This window comes from Streptomyces sp. CB01635 (assembly GCF_002803065.1).
In the GTDB taxonomy this organism is placed as follows: Bacteria; Actinomycetota; Actinomycetes; order Streptomycetales; family Streptomycetaceae; genus Streptomyces.
The window spans coordinates 39065-63530 of the sequence record NZ_NNBL01000012.1 but is presented as its reverse complement, the minus strand read 5'-3'; the positions used below and the strand labels follow the sequence as shown (position 1 = coordinate 63530).

The 24466-nt window shown below is 71.0% G+C and carries 26 protein-coding genes; 14 read left to right on the top strand and 12 right to left on the bottom strand.

Features of this window, described 5'->3' with window-relative positions; translation table 11 throughout:
* Positions 1-22: 22 nt before the first annotated feature.
* Together CG723_RS26765 and CG723_RS26760 are read right to left on the bottom strand one after the other, a co-directional pair.
* Entirely contained in the window at positions 23-262 is a 240-nt protein-coding gene (locus CG723_RS26765) for a hypothetical protein (RefSeq protein WP_100596058.1), read from the bottom strand.
* Positions 262-681, bottom strand: coding sequence for an ATP-binding protein (locus CG723_RS26760; protein WP_100596057.1), 420 nt, complete (start codon positions 679-681; stop codon positions 262-264). The genes CG723_RS26765 and CG723_RS26760 overlap by 1 nt, the downstream gene beginning before the upstream one ends.
* A gap of 119 nt (positions 682-800) precedes the next feature.
* On the opposite strand from CG723_RS26760, the gene CG723_RS26755 reads away from it, so the two are divergent.
* From CG723_RS26755 to CG723_RS26740, 4 genes are all read left to right on the top strand, one after another.
* Complete coding sequence (locus tag CG723_RS26755) at positions 801-1643, top strand: helix-turn-helix domain-containing protein (RefSeq protein WP_100596056.1); 843 nt, start codon at positions 801-803, stop codon at positions 1641-1643.
* A complete protein-coding gene (locus CG723_RS26750; protein ID WP_100596055.1) occupies positions 1633-1917 on the top strand; it encodes a DUF397 domain-containing protein in 285 nt (94 codons plus the stop codon). The genes CG723_RS26755 and CG723_RS26750 overlap by 11 nt, the downstream gene beginning before the upstream one ends.
* 246 nt (positions 1918-2163) lie before the next feature.
* Positions 2164-2637 carry a GNAT family N-acetyltransferase gene (locus tag CG723_RS26745; RefSeq protein WP_100596054.1) on the top strand — a complete coding sequence of 158 codons (474 nt, stop codon included), beginning with the start codon at positions 2164-2166 and terminating at the stop codon, positions 2635-2637.
* Between the two features lie 318 nt (positions 2638-2955).
* Positions 2956-3981 (top strand): hypothetical protein, encoded by a 1026-nt coding sequence (locus CG723_RS26740; protein WP_159032548.1) that lies wholly within the window; start codon positions 2956-2958, stop codon positions 3979-3981.
* On the opposite strand, the gene CG723_RS26735 is transcribed toward CG723_RS26740, so the two are convergent.
* Positions 3891-5474, bottom strand: coding sequence for a FadD3 family acyl-CoA ligase (locus tag CG723_RS26735; protein ID WP_100596053.1), 1584 nt, complete (start codon positions 5472-5474; stop codon positions 3891-3893). The genes CG723_RS26740 and CG723_RS26735 overlap by 91 nt on opposite strands.
* Before the next feature lie 123 nt (positions 5475-5597).
* Here CG723_RS26735 and CG723_RS26730 point away from each other — a divergent pair, with 123 nt between their 5' ends.
* From CG723_RS26730 to CG723_RS26720, 3 genes are all read left to right on the top strand, one after another.
* Positions 5598-6749, top strand: coding sequence for a lipid-transfer protein (locus tag CG723_RS26730; RefSeq protein ID WP_100596052.1), 1152 nt, complete (start codon positions 5598-5600; stop codon positions 6747-6749).
* Positions 6750-6837: 88 nt separating this feature from the next.
* Positions 6838-7290, top strand: coding sequence for a Zn-ribbon domain-containing OB-fold protein (locus CG723_RS26725; protein ID WP_100596051.1), 453 nt, complete (start codon positions 6838-6840; stop codon positions 7288-7290).
* A complete protein-coding gene (locus CG723_RS26720; RefSeq protein ID WP_100596050.1) occupies positions 7287-8060 on the top strand; it encodes an enoyl-CoA hydratase/isomerase family protein in 774 nt (257 codons plus the stop codon). The genes CG723_RS26725 and CG723_RS26720 overlap by 4 nt, the downstream gene beginning before the upstream one ends.
* Positions 8061-8082: 22 nt before the next feature.
* Here the strand turns inward: CG723_RS26720 and CG723_RS26715 are convergent, their stop codons facing one another.
* The gene (locus CG723_RS26715) at positions 8083-8667 is read right to left on the bottom strand and encodes a hypothetical protein (RefSeq protein WP_100596049.1); all 585 of its coding nucleotides are present in this window, start codon (positions 8665-8667) and stop codon (positions 8083-8085) included.
* A gap of 142 nt (positions 8668-8809) precedes the next feature.
* Here CG723_RS26715 and CG723_RS26710 point away from each other — a divergent pair, with 142 nt between their 5' ends.
* Positions 8810-9640 carry a hypothetical protein gene (locus CG723_RS26710; RefSeq protein WP_199841906.1) on the top strand — a complete coding sequence of 277 codons (831 nt, stop codon included), beginning with the start codon at positions 8810-8812 and terminating at the stop codon, positions 9638-9640.
* Here the strand turns inward: CG723_RS26710 and CG723_RS26705 are convergent.
* Positions 9637-12042: an outer membrane protein assembly factor BamB family protein gene (locus CG723_RS26705; RefSeq protein WP_100596048.1), complete on the bottom strand. Its 2406-nt coding sequence runs from the start codon at positions 12040-12042 to the stop codon at positions 9637-9639. The two genes, CG723_RS26710 and CG723_RS26705, sit on opposite strands and share 4 nt — an antisense overlap.
* A gap of 225 nt (positions 12043-12267) precedes the next feature.
* Positions 12268-12954: a VOC family protein gene (locus CG723_RS26700; RefSeq protein ID WP_100596047.1), complete on the bottom strand. Its 687-nt coding sequence runs from the start codon at positions 12952-12954 to the stop codon at positions 12268-12270.
* A gap of 299 nt (positions 12955-13253) precedes the next feature.
* Here CG723_RS26700 and CG723_RS26695 point away from each other — a divergent pair, with 299 nt between their 5' ends.
* Positions 13254-13901 carry a TetR family transcriptional regulator gene (locus tag CG723_RS26695; protein WP_100596046.1) on the top strand — a complete coding sequence of 216 codons (648 nt, stop codon included), beginning with the start codon at positions 13254-13256 and terminating at the stop codon, positions 13899-13901.
* 98 nt (positions 13902-13999) lie between these two features.
* Here CG723_RS26695 and CG723_RS26690 read toward each other — a convergent pair whose 3' ends face one another.
* Together CG723_RS26690 and CG723_RS26685 are read right to left on the bottom strand one after the other, a co-directional pair.
* Positions 14000-14476 (bottom strand): nitroreductase family deazaflavin-dependent oxidoreductase, encoded by a 477-nt coding sequence (locus CG723_RS26690; RefSeq protein ID WP_100596045.1) that lies wholly within the window; start codon positions 14474-14476, stop codon positions 14000-14002.
* The gene (locus CG723_RS26685) at positions 14476-15684 is read right to left on the bottom strand and encodes an acyl-CoA dehydrogenase family protein (RefSeq protein ID WP_100596044.1); all 1209 of its coding nucleotides are present in this window, start codon (positions 15682-15684) and stop codon (positions 14476-14478) included. Before CG723_RS26685 ends, CG723_RS26690 begins: the two co-directional genes overlap by 1 nt.
* Before the next feature lie 203 nt (positions 15685-15887).
* On the opposite strand from CG723_RS26685, the gene CG723_RS26680 reads away from it, so the two are divergent.
* The 4 genes from CG723_RS26680 (at position 15888) to CG723_RS26665 (ending at position 20603) form a co-directional block, all read left to right on the top strand.
* Complete coding sequence (locus CG723_RS26680) at positions 15888-17066, top strand: thiolase C-terminal domain-containing protein (protein WP_100596043.1); 1179 nt, start codon at positions 15888-15890, stop codon at positions 17064-17066.
* A gap of 223 nt (positions 17067-17289) precedes the next feature.
* Complete coding sequence (locus tag CG723_RS26675; RefSeq protein ID WP_100596042.1) at positions 17290-18246, top strand: hypothetical protein; 957 nt, start codon at positions 17290-17292, stop codon at positions 18244-18246.
* Between the two features lie 153 nt (positions 18247-18399).
* Complete coding sequence (locus CG723_RS26670) at positions 18400-19851, top strand: amino acid permease (RefSeq protein ID WP_100596173.1); 1452 nt, start codon at positions 18400-18402, stop codon at positions 19849-19851.
* A gap of 98 nt (positions 19852-19949) precedes the next feature.
* On the top strand, positions 19950-20603 hold the full coding sequence (locus CG723_RS26665; RefSeq protein WP_100596041.1) for a pyridoxine/pyridoxamine 5'-phosphate oxidase: 654 nt from the start codon (positions 19950-19952) through the stop codon (positions 20601-20603).
* Positions 20604-20613: 10 nt separating this feature from the next.
* Here CG723_RS26665 and CG723_RS26660 read toward each other — a convergent pair whose 3' ends face one another.
* Genes CG723_RS26660 through CG723_RS26645 form a run of 4 tightly spaced genes read right to left on the bottom strand, consistent with a single transcriptional unit; the run spans position 20614 to position 22973 of the window.
* Positions 20614-21189: a GNAT family N-acetyltransferase gene (locus tag CG723_RS26660; RefSeq protein ID WP_100596040.1), complete on the bottom strand. Its 576-nt coding sequence runs from the start codon at positions 21187-21189 to the stop codon at positions 20614-20616.
* A gap of 6 nt (positions 21190-21195) precedes the next feature.
* Complete coding sequence (locus CG723_RS26655) at positions 21196-22083, bottom strand: GNAT family N-acetyltransferase (protein WP_100596039.1); 888 nt, start codon at positions 22081-22083, stop codon at positions 21196-21198.
* 24 nt (positions 22084-22107) lie between these two features.
* Positions 22108-22524: a Zn-ribbon domain-containing OB-fold protein gene (locus CG723_RS26650; protein ID WP_234374528.1), complete on the bottom strand. Its 417-nt coding sequence runs from the start codon at positions 22522-22524 to the stop codon at positions 22108-22110.
* Complete coding sequence (locus CG723_RS26645) at positions 22521-22973, bottom strand: DoxX family protein (RefSeq protein ID WP_100596037.1); 453 nt, start codon at positions 22971-22973, stop codon at positions 22521-22523. The genes CG723_RS26650 and CG723_RS26645 overlap by 4 nt, the downstream gene beginning before the upstream one ends.
* Before the next feature lie 149 nt (positions 22974-23122).
* Between CG723_RS26645 and CG723_RS26640 the strand changes: the two genes are divergently transcribed.
* Positions 23123-24274 (top strand): flavin-containing monooxygenase, encoded by a 1152-nt coding sequence (locus CG723_RS26640; RefSeq protein WP_100596036.1) that lies wholly within the window; start codon positions 23123-23125, stop codon positions 24272-24274.
* Positions 24275-24466 lie beyond the last annotated feature (192 nt).

Below are 24466 nucleotides of genomic sequence, written 5' to 3'. Positions count from 1 at the left end.
CGGGCAGTGTTCCCCAAGCCGGTCAACCGGCGCACATGGATTCCGTCGGGCGGTAGTAGCGGTAGTAGGGGCGGGTCAGCGGCTCGTCGGACACGTCGACCCGGTAGTCCGCCGCCGCCTCACGGGCGTACGGGCTACGGGGCCGCGCGCGCGGGGGCGGCGGCGCGACCGGCACCGGCCTCGCCGCCGAGACGGCCCGGCGCCGGGTGCCCCCGCCCGGCAACAGCCACGCAAGCACCCGCCCCAGCAGCGCGAGCAGCACTACTCCTCCCCCGCTTCGACCTCACACCACACCGTCTTCGACGCCGCGCCCTGTTCCACGCCCCACCTGAGCGCCACCGCGTCCAGCAGTACGAGGCCCCGCCCCGACTCGTCCTCACCCGTCGCGCACAGGAGCACGGGGAGGACGCGCGGGTCGGGATCCGTGACCTCGACCCGGACCCCGGCACCCTCCAACCGCGCCACCCGCACCCGAACCGGCGTCCCCTCCCCCACATGCCGGATCACATTCCCCAGCAACTCGCTCACACAGAGCTGCACTTCGGAGCAGGCCGCACCCAAGTGCCCGCGCACCGTTCTGCGCAGCTCCGGCACGGCCTTCGGAACGGCGAGCAGCTCGACGGCCAGTTCAGGCGGGCTCACTACCTCCGCGCCGGCAGCGGTGGGGGTTTGGTGGTGCATGCGTACGCCTTCCCGTCGAGTGCACTCCGTGATGAATCAGTCACACAGTGGCGGTGGGCGGCGTAGCGTGAAAGGGGTTTGGGTTACGCAGAGCAACTGGCAAACGGTGGTGGTGAGTTGTGTCCTCCCGCAAGGATCCCGACGCGTCGGCGAACGTCCCCTCCTTCTACGGCGCCGAGTTGCGCTTCAAGAGGGAACTGGCGGAGCTCACCCTCGAACAACTGGCGGAAGGAAGCTTCCGTGGGGTTCCGTTCCTCAGCCAGATCGAGCGCGGCGAGCGCCGTATGCCCCTGGACCTGGCCAGGCACGTGGACGAGAAGCTCGGTACCGACGGCTTTTTCCAACGGCGTTGTGAAGATGCACGCAAGGCGCGGCAGTCGGGGCACGCGGAGTACTTCGCGGACGTCGCCGAGATGGAACAGCACGCGGAGACCATCGAGGACTGGGCGCCGATGATCGTGCCCGGGTTGCTTCAGACCGAGGAGTACGCCACGGCCGTCGTGCACACCTCTCTGCCGTGGCTGCGGCCAGAGACCGTCGACAAGCAGGTCGGCGCCCGTATGAAGCGGGCGAAGCTCTGGGAGCGCGAAGACCACCCGACGTTCTGGGGAATCGTTCGCGAGTCGATGATCCGAAACCCGCTGCTGCCGCCGGGCGAGATGGCTGAGCAGTTGGGGCACATCGTGCGTTTGGTCCGGTCCACGCAGAGCGTTTTACAGGTCCTTCCGGAAACTGCGGCCGCTCACCCAATGATGATGGGCATGATCCGGGTGATGACTTTCCCGGACGCGCCGCCCGTGGTGTACACGGAGGGTCTCCACAGCGGCCAACTCATCGACTATCCAGCCCTCGTGAAGGACTACCGCAGGTCGTACGATCTGCTCAGGGCCGCCGCTCTGCCGCCGGAGGCGTCCCTCGCCCTGATCGAGGAAGCGGCTGAGGACTACCGAAATGGCAAGTAACGATTTCGACCTGAGTGCCGCGCGCTGGAGGAAGAGCACGTACAGCAACGGCAGCGGCGGCGAATGCGTCGAGATCGCCGAGGCCTTCCCGCGCGCCGCGCACTGGCGTAAGAGCGCCTACCGCAACGGCGACGGCGGGCTCTGCGTCGAGGGAGCCGAAGGCCACCCCGCCCTCGTGCCCGTCCGGGACTCCAAAACCGCCCCCTCCGGCGGCCCCGTCCTCCTCTTCCGTACCCCCGCCTGGGCAGCCTTCGTAGCCGATCTGAAGCGCTGACGCTCAGCGAGAGAGCAGTGTTCGGCAGATCCCGGCCACCCAGCCCTTGCCACCGCGCCCCCTCACTGACCCATCTCCTCCGATCCCCGCCCGCCCTGCCCGGGCATCAAGGGACCCGGTGCGCGGCAGGCGATTCGTTGGGCTGCGCGTCCGGGGCCGCGCCGCTGGCCGCAACGGCTCCCCGACGTCCCGCTTCAGCGGGTTAACCGCTGGATCGAGTCTTGGCCGGCCTTGTAGGTTCCCGACGTGAGCGATGACGGCAAGACTCGTATCCGATGCGCGGCGGAGGCGGATGCAGGCGTGATCGCCCGCATCCACATGACCTCTCGGTCGGCGACCATGCCCTATCTGCCCCCGCAGAAGCGGAATCACGAGCAGGTGACCCGATGGGTCCGGGACATCCTGCTCAAGCAATGTCGTACTTGGGTCGCGGTGCGTGATGCGGAGATCGCCGGCTATGCGGCTCTTGACGGTGACGTGCTCGAAGACCTCTATCTGCGTCCGGACGTCCGTCGGCAGGGAATCGGCACGCTACTGCTCGACGAGGTGAGGCGGCACAGTCCTGAGGGGGTGTCCCTGCACGTCTTTCAGCAGAACACCGAAGCCCGCGCCTTCTACAAGCGCCACGGTTTCACCGTCCTCGACACCAGCGATGGTGATCGCAATATGGAGAACCTGCCCGACATGACGCTTCGCTGGACACCGGACAGCGCGCGGTAGCCGTGCCGCATTGGGAGCCGAAGACTCGGGCGGCGTAGGTGAGGGGGCGTCCACCCCGGCGGATGCTCTCTCGCTGCGGATGGGGAACGTTCCTTGCGCTGGGCGGCCGGTACGTCGGGGTGGCGGGCGTCGGCGTCGCGCCGGCTCGGGTAGCGGTGCGGGGGCTGGGTCTGCCTTGTTGTTCGCTGCCCAGCGCAGGATGCGCCAGTTCTCGATCACCGGGACGCTGCTGCCGCCCGCCGAAGCGAGCGGCAGCAGCCATGGCCTCGTTATCCACAGGCCGGAGCGCCAAATCCACCGTTCCGGCAGAGTCGTCGCATGGCGGGGACGGAATTGCGGGCGTTGGTGCAGGGCGGGGTACTGCTCACCTCCATCGCGCTTGAGGCCGGGTGGGCGCCGCGCACGCTCACGCGGCGGCTGCGCAGCGAAGGCTGGGTTCGGCTGCGCGCCGGGGCGTGGGGCGAGCCGGGGCGCAGGCCGGACCTGCCGCTACACCTCCGCGCCGTGCAGCTGCTCAAGCCGGGGCTCGTCGTCAGTCATCGCTGCGCCGCCGCGCTCTGGCGGATCGAGACGCTCACCCCCGCGCACGGGACCCACACCCTGGACTTCACCGACCCCGGGCTCACGATCCGCAGGGAGGGGACGGGGGTCCGCGTCCACCGCATGCCCCTCGCGCCGAGCGAGATCGCGGTGCGGTGGGGGCTGCGCCTCACACACGTGAACCGCACCGTCGCCGATCTGCTGCGGGCCGGTCCGAGGGACGACGCGCTGGTCGCCGTCGAGTCGGCGCTCACCCGGCGCAGGGTGGGCCACGTGCGCCGGGCCCCGCTCACGACCGCCGCCGTGCTCGCCGCCGAGCTGGACGCGCCGCTGCTCGGGGCGTCCCGTGGCCGGGGCCTGCTGAAGCTCGCGGACCCCGGCGCCGGGTCCCCCACCGAGACAATCGCCCGCCTGCGCCTGCACGACGCGGGCCTTTGCCCCGAGAGCCAGGTGGAACTGCGTACGCCGGACGGGCGGCGCCGCTTTCTGGACTTCCTGTTCCGGGCGGAAGGGCTCGCCGTCGAGATCGAGGGCTACGCGTACCACGGCTCCCGGGAGGCACACCGGAAGGACATTGACCGCTTCAACCAGGTCCTCCAGTGCCCGGAGGTCCGCCTCCTCCTTCGCTACACCGCCACCGACGTCTTCCAGCGGCCCGGGCGGACGATTGACGAGATCCGTGCCGCCCTCGGACAGCTACCGACCACGGTGGCTCACCGGCCCCGCAACTCCCCCTTCACCACCTTCCCGCTCGCGTTGCGCGGGAGTTCGGGCACGAATTCCACTTCTCGCGGCACCTTGTAGTTCGCCATCTCGCGGCGGGACCAGGCGATCAGGTCGTCGGCCGTGAGGACGGAGCCCGGGCGCCGTACGACGTACGCCTTGCCGACCTCGCCGAGCCGTCCGTCCGGGACGCCGATCACGGCGACGTCGGCCACGTGCGGGTGGAGACCGAGGAGCTGCTCTATCTCGGCCGGGTAGGCGTTGAAGCCGCCGACGATGAACATGTCCTTGATCCGGTCGGTGATACGGAGGTTTCCCGAGTCGGACAGCACGCCCACGTCGCCCGTCCGTAGCCAGCCGTCCTCCGTGAACGCCTCGCGGGTCGAGTCCTCGTCCTCGAAGTAGCCGCTCATGACGTTGAAGCCGCGGACCAGGACCTCGCCGGGTTCGCCGGGGCCGGGCGCGTCCACGCGCACCTCCGTGTCGGGTATCGCCCGGCCGGACGTCGACGCGATCACCGACGCCTCGTCGCCGCGACGGCACATCGTCACGATGCCGCTCGCCTCGGAGAGGCCGTATGCGGTGAGGACGGTGTCGATGTGGAGTTCGGAGCGGAGGCGCTCGACGAGCTGGAGGGGGACCACCGCCGCGCCTGTCACCACGAGTCGTAGCGCCGACAGGTCGTGGGAGGTGCGGTTCGGGTGGTCCAGGAGTGACTGGTGGAGCGTGGGCGGGCCGGGGAGTACGGAGATGCGTTCGGCGGCGATGTTGGCGAGGACCGTATCCACGTTGAAGACGGGCTGCGGGACCATCGTCGCGCCGCGCATCAGGCAGGCGATGATGCCCGCCTTGTAGCCGAAGGTGTGGAAGAACGGGTTCACGATGAGATAGCGGTCGCCTTCGCGGAGGCCGGCGAGGTCGGACCAGATCGCGTAGCCGCGCAGGGTCTGGGCGTGGGTGATCACCGCGCCCTTGGGGCGGCCCGTGGTGCCCGAGGTGAAGATGATGTCGGAGAGGGAGGTCGGGGCGATTCCCGCCGCGCGGGCCCGGACCGTCTCGCCCGAGATTCCCTCGCCGCCCGCCAGGAAGTCCTTCCAGGTCCGCCATACGCGCGGGTCATCTTCGGCGGGGGAGGTGTCCGGGGCCGTGTCGGCGAGGACAACGACCTGTTCCAGGTGCGGGAGTTCGGCGTTCGCCCGGCGCAGGGATGCCACGTACGAGGTGCCGAGGAACGTGCCCGTCACGAACAGGAGCTTCGCGCGGGAGCGGGCCAGGATGTAGGCCGCCTCCGTACCTTTGAAGCGGGTGTTGAGGGGGACGAGGACCGCGCCCGCGCTCACCGCGCCAAGGGCGGAGACGATCCAGTCGAGGGTGTTGGGCGCCCAGATCGCCACCCGGTCACCCGTCTCGACGCCGCTCGCGATGCACGCGGCGGCGGCTCGTTCGACGCGGTCGCCGAGTTCCGCGTACGAGATGCGCGTACGGCCCTCGACGACGGCCTCACGCTCCCCGTACCGTTCGGCTGCCGCACGCACCAGTTGGGGAACGGTGCCCCACTCCAGGTCCCCGCGCATCGCACGACCTCCACACCCGTAGCCGACCCGTAGCTGACTATCCGTCAGATTAACGGTAGCCTGACGCGCTGTCAGCAGACGGGACGATCGTGGTGGCATCACGACGCGCGGAGGTGGCTTGCGATGGCGGGGCTCAAGGACGCGACGGCCATAGTGGGGATCGGGCAGACGCCCTTCGGCAAACAACTCCCCGAGAGTGAGAAGACGTTGGCGTGCCGGGCGATTCTCGCCGCGCTCGACGACGCCGGGATCGCGCCGTCCGAGGTCGACGCCTTCGCCTCGTACACGATGGAGGAGACCGACGAGGTCGAGGTCGCCAAGGCCGTCGGTGCGGGGGACGTGACCTTCTTCAGCAAGGTCGGATTCGGGGGCGGCGGATCGTGCGCGACGGTCGCGCACCTGGCCGCCGCCGTCGCCACGGGGCAGGCGAGTGTCGGGGTCGCCTGGCGCTCGCGCAAACGGGGGTCGGGGCCGCGCCCGTGGAAGAACACGGCCGTCCAGCTGCCGACGCCGGCACAGTGGACCCGCCCGTACGGGCTGCTGCGCCCCGCCGACGAGATCGCGATGCTCGCGCGGCGCTACATGCACGAGTACGGGGCGACCAGGGACCACCTCTTCAACGTCGCGCTCGCCTGCCGCAACCGCGCCAACCAGAACCCGGCCGCGATGATGTACGAGCGGCCGCTGACGCGCGACATGTATATGACGGCCCGCATGATCAGCGAGCCGCTCTGCCTCTTCGACAACTGCCTGGAGACGGACGGCGCGTTGGCGTGCGTCATCGTCTCCGCCGAGCGAGCGCGCGACTGCCGCCAGAAGCCGGTGTACGTGCACTCGGTCGCGCAGGGGCTGCCGTCCCAGCATCACGGGATGGTCAACTACTGGAACGACGATCCGCTGACGGGTCCGGCCTGGACCGCCGCCCGACACCTGTGGAAACAGGCCGACTTCGGGCCGGAGGACGTGGACGTCGCCCAGATCTACGACGCGTTCACGCCACTGATCCCGCTGTCCCTGGAGGGGTACGGGTTCTGCGGGCGGGGCGAGGGCGGGGCGTTCACGGAGGGCGGGGCGCTGGAGATCGGCGGACGCCTGCCGCTGAACACGGGCGGCGGCGGCCTCAGTGAGGCGTACGTCCACGGCTTCAACCTGATCAACGAAGGCGTGAAACAGCTACGCGGCATCAGCACGGCGCAGGTGCCGGACGCGGGGACATGCCTGGTGACGGCGGGCGAGGGGGTACCTACGTCGGCATTGCTGCTGCGGGGGGCGTGAGGGGCGGAGGCGGGGCGGAGATGGACTCACGGAGTCCGGCTCACGGCGTTGCACTGACCAATGACAAAAAGGGAAGTTGGATTGACCAATGACAGAATCTGAAATCTGTTATCTGTCACCTGTCATCGATGACGACGGTGCACCCTTCTGGCGCTACGCCGCCCAATCCCAGCTCCGCATCCAGTCCTGCGCCTCCCCCACCTGCGGTGAGCTGCGGTTTCCGCCTCGTCCGTGCTGCCCGCACTGCGGGTCGTTCGAGAGTGAGTGGCGGCTCATGAGCGGGCGCGGGCGGATCTGGTCCTACGTCGTTCCGCATCCGCCGCTGCTGCCCGCGTACGCCGCCGTCGCCCCGTACAACGCGATCATCGTCGAGCTGGCCGACGCCCCGCGGATCCGGCTCGTCGGGAATCTGGTGGCCTCCGCCGACGCGGCCCTGAACTCCGTCGACCCCGCGCGGCTGCGCATCGGCGCCAAGGTGCAGGTCGCCTTCACCGACGTCGACGGTGTGACGATGCCGCGCTGGGTTCTGGAGCGGCCGTGAGCGTGCGCGTCGAGACCGACAAGGAGAGCGGGGTCGCGGTCGTCACCCTCGACCGGCCCGAGCGTCACAACGCGATCGATCTGGTGACCGCCGATGAACTCGCCGCCGTGTGGCGGGGGTTCAGGTTCGACGACTCCGTGCGCGCCGTCGTCATCACCGGCGCCGGTGAGCGGGCCTTCTGTACGGGGATCGACCGCGACGCCGATGTGCCGCAGCCGCACTCCCCGTACAGCATCGACGATCCGCTCGTCGCGGTCGGGCCGAAGGCCAATGACCTGTGGAAGCCCGTCGTCGCCGCCGTCAACGGGATGGCGTGCGGCGGGGCGTTCTATCTCATCGGCGAGAGCGAGTTCGTCGTGGCCGACGAGAGCGCCACGTTCTTCGACCCGCATACGACCTACGGCATGGTCAGCGCCTACGAGACCATCCACCTCGCCCAGCGCATGCCGTTCGGCGAGGTGGCTCGGATGGCGCTCATGGGGACCGCCGAGCGGATCTCGGCCCGGCGCGCTCACGAGACCGGGCTCGTGTCCGAACTGACCGTGCCCGGCGGTGCGTTGGCGGCATCGGTGCGTTGCGCCGAGACGATCGCGTCGTATCCGACCGAGGCCGTGCAGGGCACGGTGCGGGCGGTGTGGGCGGCCAGGGAGGCGGCGCGCACGCAGGCCCTCGCGCACGCGCCGCAGTTGATCGCCCTGGGAAATCTGCCTCCGGAGCGGCAGGCCGAGCTGTTCTCCGCCCGGCGGCCGGGCGGGTTCCGGGTGCGGTGACCGGCAGCGGGGAAGCAGGGCCTCAGCTCGGGGCAGGGGCGCCGTCGAGCTGGCAGTGGTCGATGGACTGGAGCAGGTCCGCGCCGCCGCCGGGCTTCACCTTGGCGACCTTCGTGCCGTTGGCCGGGACGGTGACGGACGTGCTGCCGTCGATGACGGTGATGTCGCTCGCGTCCTGGAAGTGGATGGTGAGGTTGTAGCGGCCTTGCCGGCCGCCGCGGTTCCTGAGCTCGACGGACGCGTACGGGGAGTCCTTGCCCGCGCACTTGAGGACCTTCGCCGTGATGTCGGCGCTCCGGCCGCTCCCCGAGGTGCTGGGGGTGCGGGTGGGGCGCCTGTTGTAGCTGCTGCCGCCCGACGTGTAGCCCGAGGAGCCCGAGCTGGAGCTGCCGTACGAGTCGTCGTCATCGTCGTAACTCGAACCGCCTGTCGTGCTCGACGACGATCCGCTGTGGTTCTGCTTCGAGCTGGAGCAGCCGCCTCCGCTGCTACTGCTGCTGTGTCCCCTGCTCTTGCCCGAACCGTGGCCGCGGCCCGTCGAGAATCCGGTCAGTGCGAGTACGACCACGGCCGCCAGTGCCGTGAGCTTCAGTCCTCGTCGCAGCATCCTTCTGCTCCCCCGAAAATATGGTGATCCGTGCGTTCCTTTTGGCGACCCGACACCGTAGCAGCGCCGCGTGGCGAGGGGTGTGCTCCCGGCGTAGCGTCGGGACCGAGAGCCGAACCGGGCCGCACTCAGGAGGCTGCGCATGGTCCGCAACGTCCTTGGGTCGATCCTCGCTCTCCTCGGAGCGACGGCCGCCGTTTCCAGCCCCTTCCGTGCGTGGTACGACGGCCGTCACGGGCGCTACTACCGCCTCGGTGACCTGTTCTCGGGTGCCGGAGTGACGGACGCGCGTGCGGAGTTGTTCGGTTCCCTCTTCCTGCCGTTCGCGGTGGCCGCCGCCGCGACGCTGATCGGCCTCGCACTGCGGTCGCGGCTGCTCGTCGCGTTCGCGGGCGTGGTGGTGCTCGCGTTCACCGTGCTGTGGATGGTGCGGGTGGGGCAGGCGGAGGGACGGATGGTGGTGGCCGGTGACGGTTCCGGTCTCGGTGTGGGGGTGGCCGGCGCGGCCGTCGGCGGCGTCCTGCTGCTGCTGGGTGCGGCCGTGATGAGCGGGCGGCAGAAGCGGCTCCCCCAGGACGCGGACCAGGGGTACGCCGGTGACAGCGGCCCGGAGCCCACGCACTTCACCGACCCCGTCCCACCGCCGGCACCCACGCTCGACGGTCCCCAGCACACGCTGGAGGGCCCGATGCAGCCGTACGCCGAACAGCCCCCGTATCCGGATCCCCCTTACGAGGAGCCGTCTTACGAGGACGAGCGGTACGAGGAGGAGCGGCGGCACGACGAGACCGCGCCGTACGAGCAGCCGTACGAGCAGCCTCGCGACAGGCCGACCGAGCCCTACGAGCGGCCGGGTGAGCAGCCGGGTGAGCAGCCTCGCGACAGGCCGACCGAGCCCTACGAGCGGCCGGGTGAGCAGCCGGGTGAGCAGCCTGGCCGGCGCCCGGGTGACAGGCCGACCGACAGGCCCTAGCGCGCCGAGGCCGTCCCCGTGCCCTTTTCCGCGTCCAGTGCGTACACGCAGCGGTCCTTGCTGCACGCGTACACCACGCCGTCCTTGACCACGGGTGCGCCGGTGATCTCGCCGCCCGTGGCGAGCTTCCAGCGGAGGCGGCCGTCGTCGGCCTTGAGGGTGTAGAGGAGGTGGTCGGTGGCGCCGAAGTGGATGCGGTTGTCGGCGACGACGGGTGAGCCGACGACCTCGCCGCCCGCCTGGAAGCGCCACTTGGGCGTGCCGGTGACGGCGTCGAGGGTGTAGAGGCCCTGGCCGCTGCCGACGTGGACGTGGCCGTGCGAGACGAGAACCGGCTCGATGGACGAGGGGCGGGGTTCCGTCGCGATGCGCCAGCGGTCGCGGCCGTCGGTGGCGTCGAGGGCGTAGACGGTGCCGAGGTGGTCGGCGAGGTAGACGCCGCCGCCGGTGACGGCCGGGCCGGGGGCGAAGGCGGGCGGGCAGAGGAACACGGCGGGCGCCTCGAAGTGCCAGCGGACGTGGCCGCTCGCGACGTCGACGGCCAGGACGCGGGTGCCGGCGGCCACGTAGACGTAGCCGTCGGAGGCCTGGGTGAGGCGGACGGGGACGCCGCCGCAGGAGGCCGCGTCGCCGATCGGGTACGACCAGCGCTCCTCGCCGGTACGGGCCTCCAGCGCGCGCAGCCGGGCGTCCTTCCAGACGTAGACGGTGCCGTCGTGGATGACGGGTCCGGCCTCGGGGGACTCGAAGTCGGTCTGGGCGCCGGTGATCTCCCACAGCTTGTCGCCGTTGACGGCTTCCCAGGCCTGTACGCCACCGCCGCGGGTGCCGGTGACGACGGTGCCGCGGTCGGCCTTGAGGGAGTACACCCAGGCGTCGGTCTGCAGTCGCCACAGGTCGTGTCCCTCGCGGGCGTCGAGCGCGTAGAGGGTGGGGCCGTCGGAGGCGTGGATACGGCCGTCGGCCACGGCCATGGACCAGGCGACGTCGCGCGTCTTGAAGCGGCGGCGGCCGGTGGACACGTCGAGTGCGTGTACCTCGAAAGAGGTCACGTAGACGAGGTCGCCGGCCACGGACGGGGTGCCCCACACGTCGTTCGACATGCGGAAGCGCCAGGGCCGCCAGGCGGCGCCCGCCTCGGGGGCCGGGGCGGGGATCACGGGATCGGGGGCGCCGTTGACGCCGGGTTTGGGGCGGGACCAGGACGCGGCGAGGCCCGCGTCGGCGGGCGGTGCCTTCACCGCGGCGGCGCGGGCGTCGGCGACGCGCGGGCCGGGGCCGATCGGGACCTGCGCCCCGGCCAGGCGTACGGGCCCGGCGTCGGGTGCGAGGCCCGAGGTGCCGACGGGCGCGGGCGCGGGGCGCCAGCCACCGGTGCCGGGGGCGTGGGACGGGGGCGGGCCGGGGGGCTGGGCAGGCATGGCCGGCATGGGGCCGGGGGCGCCGCCGTGCACGCCCCGTCCGCCGCTGCCGCCGCGGCCGGGCCCGCTGCTCTTGACCGGGGGCCGTCCGCCCCTGCGTTCCTCGATGAGCGCGACGGAGCGCTCGGGGAGCCAGGCGGACGCGGTGCCGCTGTCGTCGCTGCCGGAGCCGAAGAGGTGCGGGGCGAGCTGGGCCTGGAGATCCGCGGGCGAGGGCCGCAGCGGTGCCTCCATCTTCATGCAGGACTCGATGAGCGGCCGCAGCTCGGTGGGCAGTCCTTCGATGTCGGGGCCTTCGCGCAGCAGCATGAAGACGGTCTCGACGGGGTTGGCGCCGTGGAAGGGGGCGTGTCCGGTGGCGGCGAAGACGAGGGTGGAGCCGAGGGAGAAGACGTCGGAGGCCCCGGTGACGCTCCGGGAGTCCTTGGCCTGCTCGGGCGACATGTAGGCGGGGGTGCCGACGGCGACGTTCGTCATGGTCAGGCGGGTGTTGGAGACGCCGGACGCGATGCCGAAGTCGATGACGCGGGGGCCGTCCTCGACGACGAGCACGTTCGACGGCTTCAGGTCGCGGTGGACGAGGCCCGCGCCGTGGATGGACTGGAGGGCCTCGGCGATTCCGGCGGCGAGCCAGCGCACCGCCTGGGCCGGCAGCGGCCCGCACTCGTTCACTATTTCTTCGAGGGAGGGCGCGGGGACGTAGGCGGTGGCGAGCCACGGCACGGCGGCGCGCGGGTCGGCGTCGACGACGGCTGCCGTGTAGAAGCCGGATACGGCGCGGGCCGCCTCGACCTCGCGGGTGAAGCGGACGCGGAAGAGCTGGTCCTCGGCGAGTTCGGTCCGCACGGTCTTGATCGCCACGCGCCGGCCGGATGCCGAGCGCGCGAGATAGACGAGTCCCATGCCGCCGGCGCCGAGCCGTCCCAGGACCTCGAACGGGCCGATCCGCCTCGGATCGTGCTGCGTCAGCTGATCCACCACTTGCCTGCCTCCCCGTACGGGACCGGGTCGCTGTGCACAGTCCCCGGTCAGCGTCTCACCACCGAAGCGCTACGGCGGCACGCACCCCGATTCTTCCTGTACGGGGCTCCGGTTGCGAACCCGGGGGCAAATCGGGGTGTCACGGGAGAGGTGCCGCATTACGGGTGGGTTCCGCGGAGGAGGAAGAGGAGCGGGAGGGAGTGGGAGGGGCGCGGAGGGGCCCGTTCAGCCCTGCTGGAGGGCGAAGGCGGCGCCCTGGTTGTCGGTGAGGACGGCCACGCGTCCGTATGCGGTGTCGAACGGTTCTTCCTTTACGCGGCCGCCGAGGCGGGTGGCGGCGTCGGCCGTGGCCTCGCAGTCGGTGACGGCGAAGTGGACGAGGAAGCGGGCGGGGGCGTCGCCAGTGGCGATGGACAAGCCGAGGCCGGTGGGGCCGTGGCCGAGGACCGACGCGTAGAAGGGGGCGACGGTCGCCCTGTCGCGCGCGTGGAGCTCGGCCCGGCGGAACGTGCCGGGTTCCCCCTGCACCTCGAAGCCGATGTGGGTGCCGGGCTGCCAGAGTCCGAACACGGTGCCTCCGGGGTCGGCCGCGAGCGCCATCGTGCCGAAGGGGCCGATGGAGAGGGGTTCGACGAGCAGCCGCCCGCCGGCGTCCCGCACGGCGGAGGCGAGCGTCTCGGCGTCGCGGGCCTTGAAGTAGACGGTCCAGCCGGTGGGCGTGCGGCCGTCGCGGTCCGGGGCGAGGGCGGCGACGCTCCTGCCGTCGCTGTAGGCCTGCGTGTAGTAGCCGTACTCCACGCCCGCGCCCTCGTCGAAGGTCCAGCCGAAGAGGTCGCCGTAGAAGCGCTTGCCCGACTCCACGTCGGGGAGCGCGGCGTCGGCCCAGCAGGGGGCGCCCTCGGCGAACTCCATCGGCGTGCGTCCTTCCTGTTCACCTGCCGTACGCGGGTGTGCCGTACGTCACTATGGGGATGGGTGTCTCCTGGGTGGCAGGGTGCCGCGTCCGCGGGCCGGTGACACGCGCAATTCGAACACTTGGCCAATTTTATCCACGGGGTTTTCCACAGGCTGTTGATAACGTTCGCGACCCCACCGGCCCCCACATGCGCAAAAGCCCCGGGCGGCCCCTCATCAACCCATGTGCCGGAGCCTCCAACCCCATTTGCAGTCGGCCGAATCGCGCTCCGATCACCCCTCGGTAAGCTGACGGCATGACAGGACAAGTACGTACCGTCGACGGCCGAGTGGCCGGACGGCGTGGTCAGGCGACGCGTCAGAAGCTGCTGGAGTGCCTCGGCGAGATGCTCAGCTCCTCGCCCTACCGGGACGTCAAAGTCATTGATGTGGCCCGGAAGGCAGGCACCTCACCGGCGACCTTCTACCAGTACTTCCCGGACGTCGAGGGCGCCGTCCTGGAGATTGCCGAGCAAATGGCCACGGAGGGAGCCGGGTTGACCCAGCTCCTCGAGGGCCGCTCGTGGGTCGGCAAGGCCGGCTGGCAGACCTCGCAGGAACTCGTGGACGGGTTCCTGGAGTTCTGGCGAAAGAACGATGCGATCCTGCGCGTCGTCGACCTCGGCGCGGCCGAGGGCGACAAGCGCTTCTACAAGATCCGCATGAAGATCCTGAACTCCGTGAACAACTCCCTTACGGATACGGTCAAGGAGCTCCAGGCGAAGGGCAAGGTCGACAAGGACGTGAGCCCCGCCGCGATGGCCGGTTCGCTCGTCGCGATGCTCGCGGCGGTGGCCTCTCATCAGAAGGGCTTCCAGACCTGGGGCGTCAAGCAGGCCGAACTCAAGCCCAATCTGGCCCTGTTGGTGCACCTGGGCGTCACCGGCAAGAAGCCGACGAAGTAACCCCGAAGCGGTCCTTCGGGTTTCCCGGTCCTGTCGAGCAGCGGCGGTTCGCGTCTCACGTGAGCCGCCGCTGTTGCAGTTTCAGTCGCTGGTCCGCCTTACCGGCGCACCAGCCGGAAGAGCCTGATCTCCCGCTCCACCCTCGCCTGGTACTTCGCGTACGGCGGCCAGAACGTGAGCACCGCCGCCCAGGCCTGTGCCCGCTCGCCGGAGTCGAGCAGCCGGGCGGTGACCGGGATGTCCTCGCCCTTCCAGTTGATGTCGGCGTCCGGGTGGGCCATCAGGTTCGCCGTCCACGCGGGGTGTCCCGGGCGGCCGAAATTGGACCCGATCAGCAGCCAGGTGCCCGCCTCGCCCTCAGGCATGCAGGCGAGTGGCGTACGCCGTGGCAGTCCGCTCTTCGCACCGCGCGCGGTCAGGATGACCCCCGGCAGCATCTGGGCGCTGAGCAGCACCTTTCCCCGGGTGAGCCGGTGCACGGTGCGGTCCATCGCGGGGATGAAATGGGGGGCGACGCGGGCGAAGGCGCGGGTCGACGAGACCTTCTGCATCAGTCTTGCTCCGGGTGGTGCCATCAGGCAGTCGCCTCCTGGCGGGTGAAGAGCTCGGCGGATTCCGCGGCGCGTGCGCGCAGCAGGTGGACGGGGCCGAAGAGGAGTTCGTCGCCGGTCGCGCGCTTGATGTAGAGGTGGGCGTCATGTTCCCAGGTGAAGCCGATGCCGCCGTGCAGCTGGACGGCCTCGGACGCTGCGGTGCGCAGCGCTTCCAGGGCCTGGGCGAGAGCGAGACCGCCCGTCCGTTCGCCGCTCCCGGAGCCCGCCGCCCAAGCCGCGTAGTACGCCGCGGAGCGCGCCGCCTGCACCTGGACGTAGACGTCCGCGAGGCGGTGCTTGACCGCCTGGAAGGAGCCGATGGGCCGCCCGAACTGCTCGCGCTGGCGCACATGCTCGACGGTCCGTTCCAGGGCGCGCTCGGCGGCACCGACGGCTTCCGCGGCGAGTACGGTCGCGGCCGCGTCGCCCATGGCGGCGAGGGCGCCGGCCACCTCGCCGCCCTCACCCTCCGCCGAGCCGAGCAACTCGGCTGCCACATGCCGTAGTTCGACCCGGGCGCGGGGGCGCGTCTCGTCGAGGGACGTCTGGCGGGTCCTGACGACTCCCTCCGCGTCGCCGTCCACGAGGAAGAGCAGGGTGCGTGAGCGGGCGAAGCCGCCGGTGTGCGCGGCGACGATCAAGAGGCCGGCGCTGTGTCCGTCGAGGACCTGGTCGGCCTGCCCGTACAGCCTCCAGCCACCGTCATGGCGGTCGTCCTGCCTGGCCTGGACGCCGCCCGCGCGGCCACCGCCCGACCAGTCGCCGCGGTTGTCGCCGGTCAGGCCGAGCGCGGTGGCGAGGCCCTCGCCGGGTACGGCGAGCGTGGCGGTCAGGGCGCCTGAGGCGATGCGGGGCAGCAGTGCGGCGCGCTGGGCCTCGGTGCCGAGGGCGAGGACGAGCGGGGCGGCGAGCGCAGCGGTGGCCAGGAGCGGGGTGGGGGCCAGTGCGCGGCCCGACTCCTCGCAGGCCAGGGCCAGTTCGGTGGTCCCGCAGCCGACTCCGCCGTACTGCTCGGGGAGGGCCAGGCCGGGCAGGCCCAGTTCGCCGCCGAGGGCCGACCACAGGGCCGGGTCGTAGCCGGCGGGGGTGCCGACGGCGGCCTTGACGTCCTCGGGTCCGCAGCGCTTGTTCATGAGTTCGTGCAGGGTGCCACGGATCTCGTCCTGTTCCGCGGTGAAGGCGGCGTCCATACGGGCTCCTCCCCGGGGGTCCGGCGACCCCGGAACCCCTGTTCTGACGGGGCGTCATGTTAGGGCGGCGGGGACGGGATGCACAGAGATATGCGCAGAGGCATGTACAGCGATATGCGCAGACGTAAGCGCGGAGGTGTGCACGGACATACGCGCAGAGACATCCTCTGGCGGATCAGCCGATCTGATGTACCGTCAGATTCATGACTGCCGCACTTCACGGTTCCCGCCGGGTCGCCATCGCCGGCATCGCCCTCTCCGACTGCGGCCGCGTGGACGAGGCCACTCCCTACGCCCTGCACGCCCAGGCCGCCCGCCGCGCCGTGGCCGACGCCGGACTCACCCCCGACGTCGTCGACGGGTTCGCCGGCGCGGGCCTCGGCATTCTCGCGCCGGTCGAGGTAGCCGAGTATCTGGGGCTCAAACCCCGCTGGGTGGACTCGACTTCGGTCGGCGGCTCGACCTGGGAGGTGATGGCGGCGCACGCGGCGGACGCCATCGCCCAGGGCCATGCCCGCGCGGTCCTGCTCGCCTACGGGTCGACGGCCCGCGCCGACATCAAGGCCGGACGGCGCACGTCGAACCTGAGTTTCGGTGCCCGCGGCCCCCTCCAGTTCGAGGTGCCGTACGGGCACTCGCTGATCGCCAAGTACGCGATGGCGGCGCGACGCCACATGCACGAGTACGGCACCACCCTTGAACAGCTCGCCGAGGTCGCCGTGCAGACGCGGGCGAACGCCGCGCTGAACCCGGAGGCCATGTTCCGCGACCCGGTCACCGTGGACGACGTGCTCGACGGGCCGATGATCGCGGACCCGTTCACGAAATTGCACTGCTGCATACGCTCGGACGGCGGCGCCGCCGTGCTGCTCGTCGCCGAGGACCTGCTCCCCGACTGCGCCAAGTCCCCGGTGTGGGTGCTCGGTTCGGGTGAGTACGTGTCGCACACGACGATGTCCGAGTGGGACGACTTCACCGTGTCCCCGGCGGCCGTCAGCGGGAAGCTCGCCTTCGAGCGGGCGGGCGTCACGCCCGACGAGATCGACCTCGCGGAGATCTACGACGCCTTCACGTACATGACGCTGGTGACGCTGGAGGATCTGGGGTTCTGCGCGAAGGGCGAGGGCGGACCGTTCGTGGAGAAGGGACGGCTGCTGCGGGACGGCGGGCTCCCCACGAACACGGACGGCGGTGGCCTGTCGGCCCAACACCCGGGGATGCGGGGCCTGTTCCTGCTGGTGGAAGCGGTACGGCAGCTGCGGGGCGAGGCCGGGGAGCGCCAGGTGCGCAAGGGGGGCGGGCGGCTGCCGCGGCTCGCGGTGGCGTCCGGCACGGGCGGATGGTTCTGCTCGTCGGGAACGGTGGTGCTCGGCACATCCTGAGACCTCGTCCATGAGGCCGCGTCCATAAGAAACCGGGAACCGGCACAATAAATTTGCAATTTCAATAAACCGATCGCGAACCCGAAATCGGATGGTGAGACGCGAGCCGCGTCATAAATAACCCGGAACCTGTTATTTCGGATGCACAGTTTCCGTAGGCCATGATCCTGAGTAGGGTGCTCCCCGTCGTCCGTACGGAAAAGCAGAACAGTGGCAGGGGAGCATGACCGCCGGCTCGTTCGAAGGACAGTACGTCTGGCATCCCGCCGCCGACGACCGAGAGCTGGCCAGGGCCTGCACGGACTTAAAGGCGGGCCGCTACTTCGGCGCGCACTCGGTCCTCAAGGAGACGCACGGCGACTTCGGACTGCGCGCCCACCGCTCCCTCGTCCTGGCCTCCGTCGCCGCCGACTCCGACCTCGCGGAACGCTGGCTGGAGGAGGAGCCCGGCCCCGACGCCGCCCTGTTGTGGGCGCGCGTCGCCGTGTTCCGGACCCTGCGCGCCGCCCAGTCCCACGACCGGCGCATCGGGGCGCTCGGGCGGATAGCGCTCGCCGCCTGCGACCGGGCCGCGGACCTCGCGCCCAAGGACCCCACCCCGTGGGCCGCCCGGCTCTCCATGGCCCGCCTCCAGCGGCCCCGCGACCGCGCGCCGCAGGGCCTGCTCACCGAACCCCGCGGCCCCTGGGCCCAGTTCGAGCACGTCACGCGCCTCGACCCCTGGCACCGCGAGGCCCACCACCAGTTCCTGGCGTTCTTCTTCACCCGGCACGGCGGCACCGCGAACGCGGCCTGGGACGTGGCCGCGTATCTGAGCCAGCGCGCCCCGGCCTCGTCGCCGCTGCGCCTGCTGCCCCTGGTCACCCTCGTCGAGGGCCACAACCCGGCGCACCTCCTCTCCGAGCACACCTGGGACCAGCCGCAGTGGAAGGCGACGGCGCTCGGCGCGTACCGGAACTGGCTGCCGCAGGTGGCGGGTTACCGCTTCACGCCGGTCCTCGACCTGGCGTATCTGGCGCACGCGCTGCACATGGCGCAGTGCGCCTTCGAGGCGCGGGCGGTGCTCACGGCCATGGGCCCGTACGCGTCCCGCATGCCGTGGAGCGTCTTCGGTGACCCCGGGGAACAGCTCAGCAGGGCGCGGCGCGCGTGCGGCCTGCCGGTCCCCCACAGCACCTGACCCCCACCCGCCCCACAGGTTTCGGAAATTCCCCCACACCGGAAGGCCGAGGTTGTGTCCGACCCCCTGACCAGCGCACCCACTCCCCCCACGTCCCCCAGCAGATCCGGGCGGCCCGCCGCCGCGCTCGACGACGACGCGACGCTGCACGCGATGGGCTACCCGCGGAAGCTGACCCGGCGCTTCAAGGCGTTCGACAATTTCGCGATTTCCTTCACGATCATCAACATCATCTCCGGCATCTTCTCCTCCTTCGGGTTCGGGATGAACGCCGGAGGACCGCGCATTCTCGTGTTCGGCTGGATAGCCGTCGCGGCCATGGTGCTTTTCGTCGGAGCGTCGATGGCCGAAATTGCATCGGCGTATCCGACGAGCGGTGCGCTCTATTTCTCGGCGGGAAAGCTGGCGAAACGGCACAAGGGCGCCTGGTCCTGGTACACGGGCTGGCTGAATTTCGTGGGGCAGGTCGGCGGCACGGCGGCGACGGGCTACGCGGCGGCGACGTTCATCCAGGCGTTCGTCGTCATGCAGTGGCCGTCGTACCACGCGACGGCGCAGCAGACGGTTCTGATCACGGCGGTGATCCTGCTGCTCCAGGCGCTCGCCAACACGTACACGGTGCAGCTGGTGGCACTGGTGAACCGGATCTCCGTGTGGTGGCTCCTCGTCGGCATGGTGGTCATCGTGGTCGCGCTGATCGCCGTACCGGACCACCACCAGTCCGCGTCGGTCGTCACGCAGTTCACCAACAACACCGGCTTCTCCAACGGGATCTACGCGGCCCTGCTCGGCCTCCTCGTGACCAGCTGGACGTTCACCGGCTTCGACGGCAGCTTCCACATGTCGGAGGAGACGGTCCAGGCGACGGTCAACGCGCCCAAGGGCATCATGCGGGCGATCGGCTACTCCGCCGTCACCGGCCTGATCCTGATGCTGGCCCTCGTCTTCGCGATCGGGGACTACGCCGCGGAGGCGAGCGCGTCGGCGCCGCCCGTGCAGATCCTCATCGACGCCCTCGGCATGACGACGGCGAAGCTCCTGCTGCTGATCGTGATCGGCTCGATGCTGTTCTGCGGCCTGGCCAACATGACGAGCAACACCCGTCAGATCTTCGCCTTCTCGCGTGACGGCGCCATGCCGGGCTCCCGCTGGTGGCACTCGGTCTCGTCGCGCACGCGCACGCCCGTGAAGGCCGTGTGGCTCGCGGCGGCCTGCTCGCTGGTCCTCGTGGTGCCGGGCTGGTGGTCGCACACGGCGTTCACCGCGATCGTGAGCGTCAACGTCGTGGGTCTCTACCTCGCGTACGCCGTCCCGATCTATCTGCGCCTGCGCCACGACGACTTCCAGCAGGGGCCGTGGAACCTGGGCCGCTGGGGCAAGCCCGTCGCCGCGATCGCGGTGGTCTGGATCGTGGCGAGCAGCGTCCTGTTCATGCTGCCGCAGGCGTCCCCCATCAATGCGACGTCGTTCAACTACGCGCCGATCGCCCTGGTCGCCGTACTCGTGATCGCGACGGTGTGGTGGTTCGCGACGGCCCGCCGCCGCTTCCAGGGCCCGGTCAGCTACGGCAGCCCGGACGAGGTCGCGGCGATGGACCTCATCTGACGCGACTCATCCGACGGGACTCGCCTGTCCTACGCGTCGCCCCGCCTTCCGGACGGACCGGTCGGCGGGGCGCTCGCGTTCACCGCGAGAATCGGTGCATGCCCGAACTGCAAGAGATCCTGAAGTCCCTGCGCGTCTGGGACACCGAACTGCCCGCGTTCGACCCGTCCGCGGCCCCGTCCGCCCCGCTGCCGCTCTTCGTCGAGTGGTTCGCCGAGGCGGTGGCCGCCGGCCAGACCGAGCCGCACACCATGTCGCTCGCGACGGTGGACGGGGACGGCCTGCCCGACGTCCGTACGGTGATGCTGCACGGCGCCGACGAGGACGTCTTCCACTTCGCCTCCCACGCGGGCAGTGCCAAGGGCCGCCAGCTCACGGCGCACCCCCGGGCCGCGCTCGGCTTCTACTGGCCGTCGCAGGGCCGCCAGATCCGTGTTCGTGGTGATGTCACCACTCAGACCCCCGAGGTGGGCCAGGCCGACCTGCACGTCCGCTCGACGGGAGCGCTGGCCGCAGCCCTGGTCGGCCACCAGAGCGAAGTCCTCGGCTCACAGGACGAGTTGGAGCAGGCGTCGGTCGCGGCCTGGGAGCGCGCGCAAGCCGACCCGAAGGCCCCCGCCCCCACGTGGACGGCGTACGCGCTGGCCCCGCGCGAGGTGGAGTTCTTCCAGGGCGACGCCCGCCGCCGCCACATCCGCCTCAGGTACCGCAGCACGCAGACGGGCTGGGTACGGGAGCTTCTCTGGCCGTGACGCGGCCGGCTCACGCCACCGGTGGCTCGGGGTCCGAGGCGAGGCGGGCGTGCAGGTGCACGTCGCGGAAGGCGTCCTGCCGCCCCGCCTCGAACATCGCGCCCCGCAGCGTGCCCTCATACCGGTAGCCGCCGCGGTCGGCGACCCGGCAGGACGCCTCGTGCCCGAGTGCGTGGCCGAGTTCGAGCCGGTGGAGGCCGAGTTCACCGAAGGCCAGCCGTGACGCGAGGTTCAGCGCACGGGTCGCGACACGGCGCCCACGGGCCTCGGGCAGTACCCAGTAGCCGACGTGGGCGCTGCGGAACACGGGCATGATCGCGTTGAGACCCACGTGCCCGAGGACCTCCCCCGTGCTCTCGTCGGTGACGCAGCACGCCACGGATTCACCACTCGCCAGCGCCTCCTGGCGCGAGCGCAGGTACTCATGGGCCCCGGCGAGGTCGTCGACCGGGGTGAGCGGGGTGTTCCAGCGCCGGAACTCGGGATCGCCGAGCCCGCGCAGTACGGCGGCGGCGTCCCCCTCGTCCCCGGCCCGCCAGGCCCGCAGAAGCAGTCCGTGGCCACGTATCTCAGGGGTTTCGATCATGAGCTGTCAGCCGTTCTCGGGGGCGGTGAAGGTGTGGACGGCGAAGTCCCGCACGGGACGGTAGCCGATGCGCAGGTAGAGGCCGTTGCTGGTCCGGTTGGCGAGGTCGGTGAAGAGGAGCACCTCGCTCGCGCCCGCGGCCCGGGCGGCGCGGCTGACCTCGGCGGTGACCGCTCCCGCGTAGCCGCGGCCGCGCAGCTCCTCCGGGGTGTAGACGGGCGCGACCCGGACCGCTCCGGCGGCCTCGCGGGTCACGCCGGCCATGGAGGCGGGCACGCCGTCCGGGGTCTCCCAGAGGGTGACGCCGCCGTACGAGATCCGCTCGTCGGCCCATTCCGCCGAGCCCGAGGCGCCGCCCGGAGTGCCGGCGTCCGCGGCGAACGCGGTGCGCCACCGGACCAGCAGCTCCCGGTCCGCCTCGGTGGCGACGCGGTGCCGCCCGGCGGGTGCGGGATGCGGCGGGGTGAGGTCCCCGAGCCGGTAGAGGCGCTGCTCGACGGCGCGGTGGGCCCGCGCTCCCGTACGGGACTGCCAGGCGTCGGCGAAGGCGGCCGAGGCCGCGTCGACCCCGAACACGCCGGGCACCGGCCGCCCTTGGAGCGCGACCGCAAGAGCGTCCGCCTGCTCCCTGTCCAGGGGGCTGACGCTGATCCGGAACGGCGGCGTCCACAGGAACGTCCCGCTCACGCGGCCGTCCGGCCCGTACAGCACCCCGAAGAGCTGCCCCCGCGCCCCGTACACCGCCGGCCCCCGTTCCCGCAGGCTCGCGGTGACGCTGAGGGCGACCGTGTGCAGGGCGGGCTCGGCGCGCAGGTAGTCGCCCGCGCGGGCGAGGAACTCGTCGACGTCAGCGGTGAGGTGCCAGCCGGGCAAGGGAGCGGGGCTCTCTGTCATGACCGCATGGTGCCGCCCGTCCCCTCACGTCCGCGAGCGAAATACGGGGACGGCGAAGCCCTCCACCTGACGGAAGGTGACCTCCAGGGGCATTCCTGCGCGCAGCTCGTCGCCCTCCGCGTCCACGACTTCCGTCATCATCCGCGGGCCCTCCGCGAGGTCGACGACGGCTGCGATGTACGGGGTGCGGGTGCCGAAGGGCGGCAGGTCGTTCCGGTGGACGACGGACCAGGTGTAGAGGACGGCCGTCCCGGACGCCCGCTCCCACACCACGTCCTCGCTCCAGCAGTGCGGGCAGAACTCGCGCGGATAGTGATGGGCTCGCTCACACGCGCGGCAGCGGCGGAGCAGCAGGGTCCCGTCGGCGGCCGCATCCCAGTAGGGGCGGGTGAAGGCGTCGGGCTCGGGCAGGTCGAACCGTACGGTCGCGGGAAGAGTCACAGGAAGAGTCCGATCGCCGCGTCGAGAGACCATGCCTGCCAGGACATGGCGAAGAGCGCCACGAGCGAGATGAGGGCCATCATCGCGTTCTGTCCCTGCTCGGCCCAGTCGTGGATCATCAGGACCAGGTACAGGAGATTCAGGAGCAGCCCGCCGATGAGGGCCACGGGTGTCAGCAGCCCCGCCACGAGACCGAGGCCCAGGGCCAGTTCGGCGTAGACGACGATGTACGCCATCACTTTCGGCCGGGGGGTGACGACCGCGCCGAAGCCGCTGCGCACGGCGTTCCACCGGTGCTTCGCGGCGACGTCGGCGGCCCAGGCGATGCCGGTGCCCCGCTCGAACCAGCCCTTCTTGTCCTTGTGCCGCCAGCTCTCCAGCCACCACAGTCCGAGGCCTATGCGCAGCACGGCCAGCCATTCGACGCCGTCGAGCCAGATCGAGTCCACGACCGGGGCCCTCCTCTCCGTTTCTGACGGAACGTCAGTTCAGCGCACGCGGGGGCGCTACCGCAAGGGGCGTACGCCGTGATGAATTCGCAACCGATTCCGGTCTTGACCGAGACCCATCAAATCGAACGGTGATTACGCTCGCACTCATGGTCACCGAGCCCGCGCCCGCCGCACGCAACCAGGACCGCCCCGTGTACGTCATCGGGGGCGGCCCGGGCGGCCTCGCCGCAGCCGCGGCGCTGCGCGAGCGGGGCGTACGGGCCGTGATCCTGGAGAAGTCGGAGCACGTCGGGGCGTCCTGGCGCCGCCACTACGACCGCCTCCACCTGCACACCACCCGCAAGCTCTCCGGGCTCCCCGGCCTCGCGATCCCGCGCCGCTTCGGCCGCTGGGTGTCCCGCGACGACGTCGTGCGCTACCTGGAGAAGTACGCCGAGCACCACCAGCTGGAGATCGTCACGGGTGTGGCGGTCTCGCGCGTGGAGCGCACAGAGGACGGCTGGCTCGTACGCGCCTCGGGCGGCCGTGAACTGGCCGCGAGCGCCGTCGTGGTGGCCACGGGCTACAACCACACCCCGCGCCTGCCCGACTGGCCGGGCCGCTCCTCGTACACGGGCGAGCTCCTCCACGCGGGCGACTACCGCAACGCGAAGCCGTACGCGGGCCGTGACGTACTGGTCGTCGGCGTCGGCAACACCGGCGCCGAGATCGCCGTGGACCTCGCCGAGGGCGGCGCATCCCGCGTCCGGCTCGCGGTCCGCACGGCGCCCCACATCGTGCGCCGGTCCACCGCGGGCTGGCCCGCACAGCGGACCGGCATCCTGTGCCGCAGGCTGCCCGTGGCGCTCGTGGACCGCCTGGCCCGCCCGATGGCGAAGCTCAGCGTGCCCGACCTGGCGGAACAGGGCCTGCCCAGACCCACGACCGGCCTCTACTCGCGGGTGCGCGAGGGCGCGATCCCCGTGCAGGACGTCGGCCTGATCGACGCCGTACGCACGGGCCGGGTCGAACCGGTCGCGGCCGTCGAGTCGTTCGAGGACGGCAAGGTGCTCCTCGCCGACGGCGCGCACATCACCCCCGACGCGGTGATCGCGGCGACGGGGTACCGGCGCGCACTGGAAGACCTGGTGGGCCACCTCGGCGTCCTCGACGACCGGGGCCGCCCGACCAGGCACGGCCGGCGGACCGATCCCGCCGCACCCGGCCTCTACTTCACGGGTTACACGAACCCGATCAGCGGCATGTTCCGCGAACTGGCCCTGGACGCACGGAAGATCGCGAAGGCGATCGCGGGCTGATCCCGGCCGGCGCCGCCGGCCGGCCACCGACCCGCACGCAGCCATCCGCTCGCGACGCCACCCATTGCACAGTGGCCACATCCCGCCGTTCCAACCCGTACGCCCGCGGGAACACCCGTGACAGCCTTTGCGTGCAGCCCTGTTCCTGACACAGCGTCAGTTCAGTAATCTGACACTACGTCAGTTACGTGA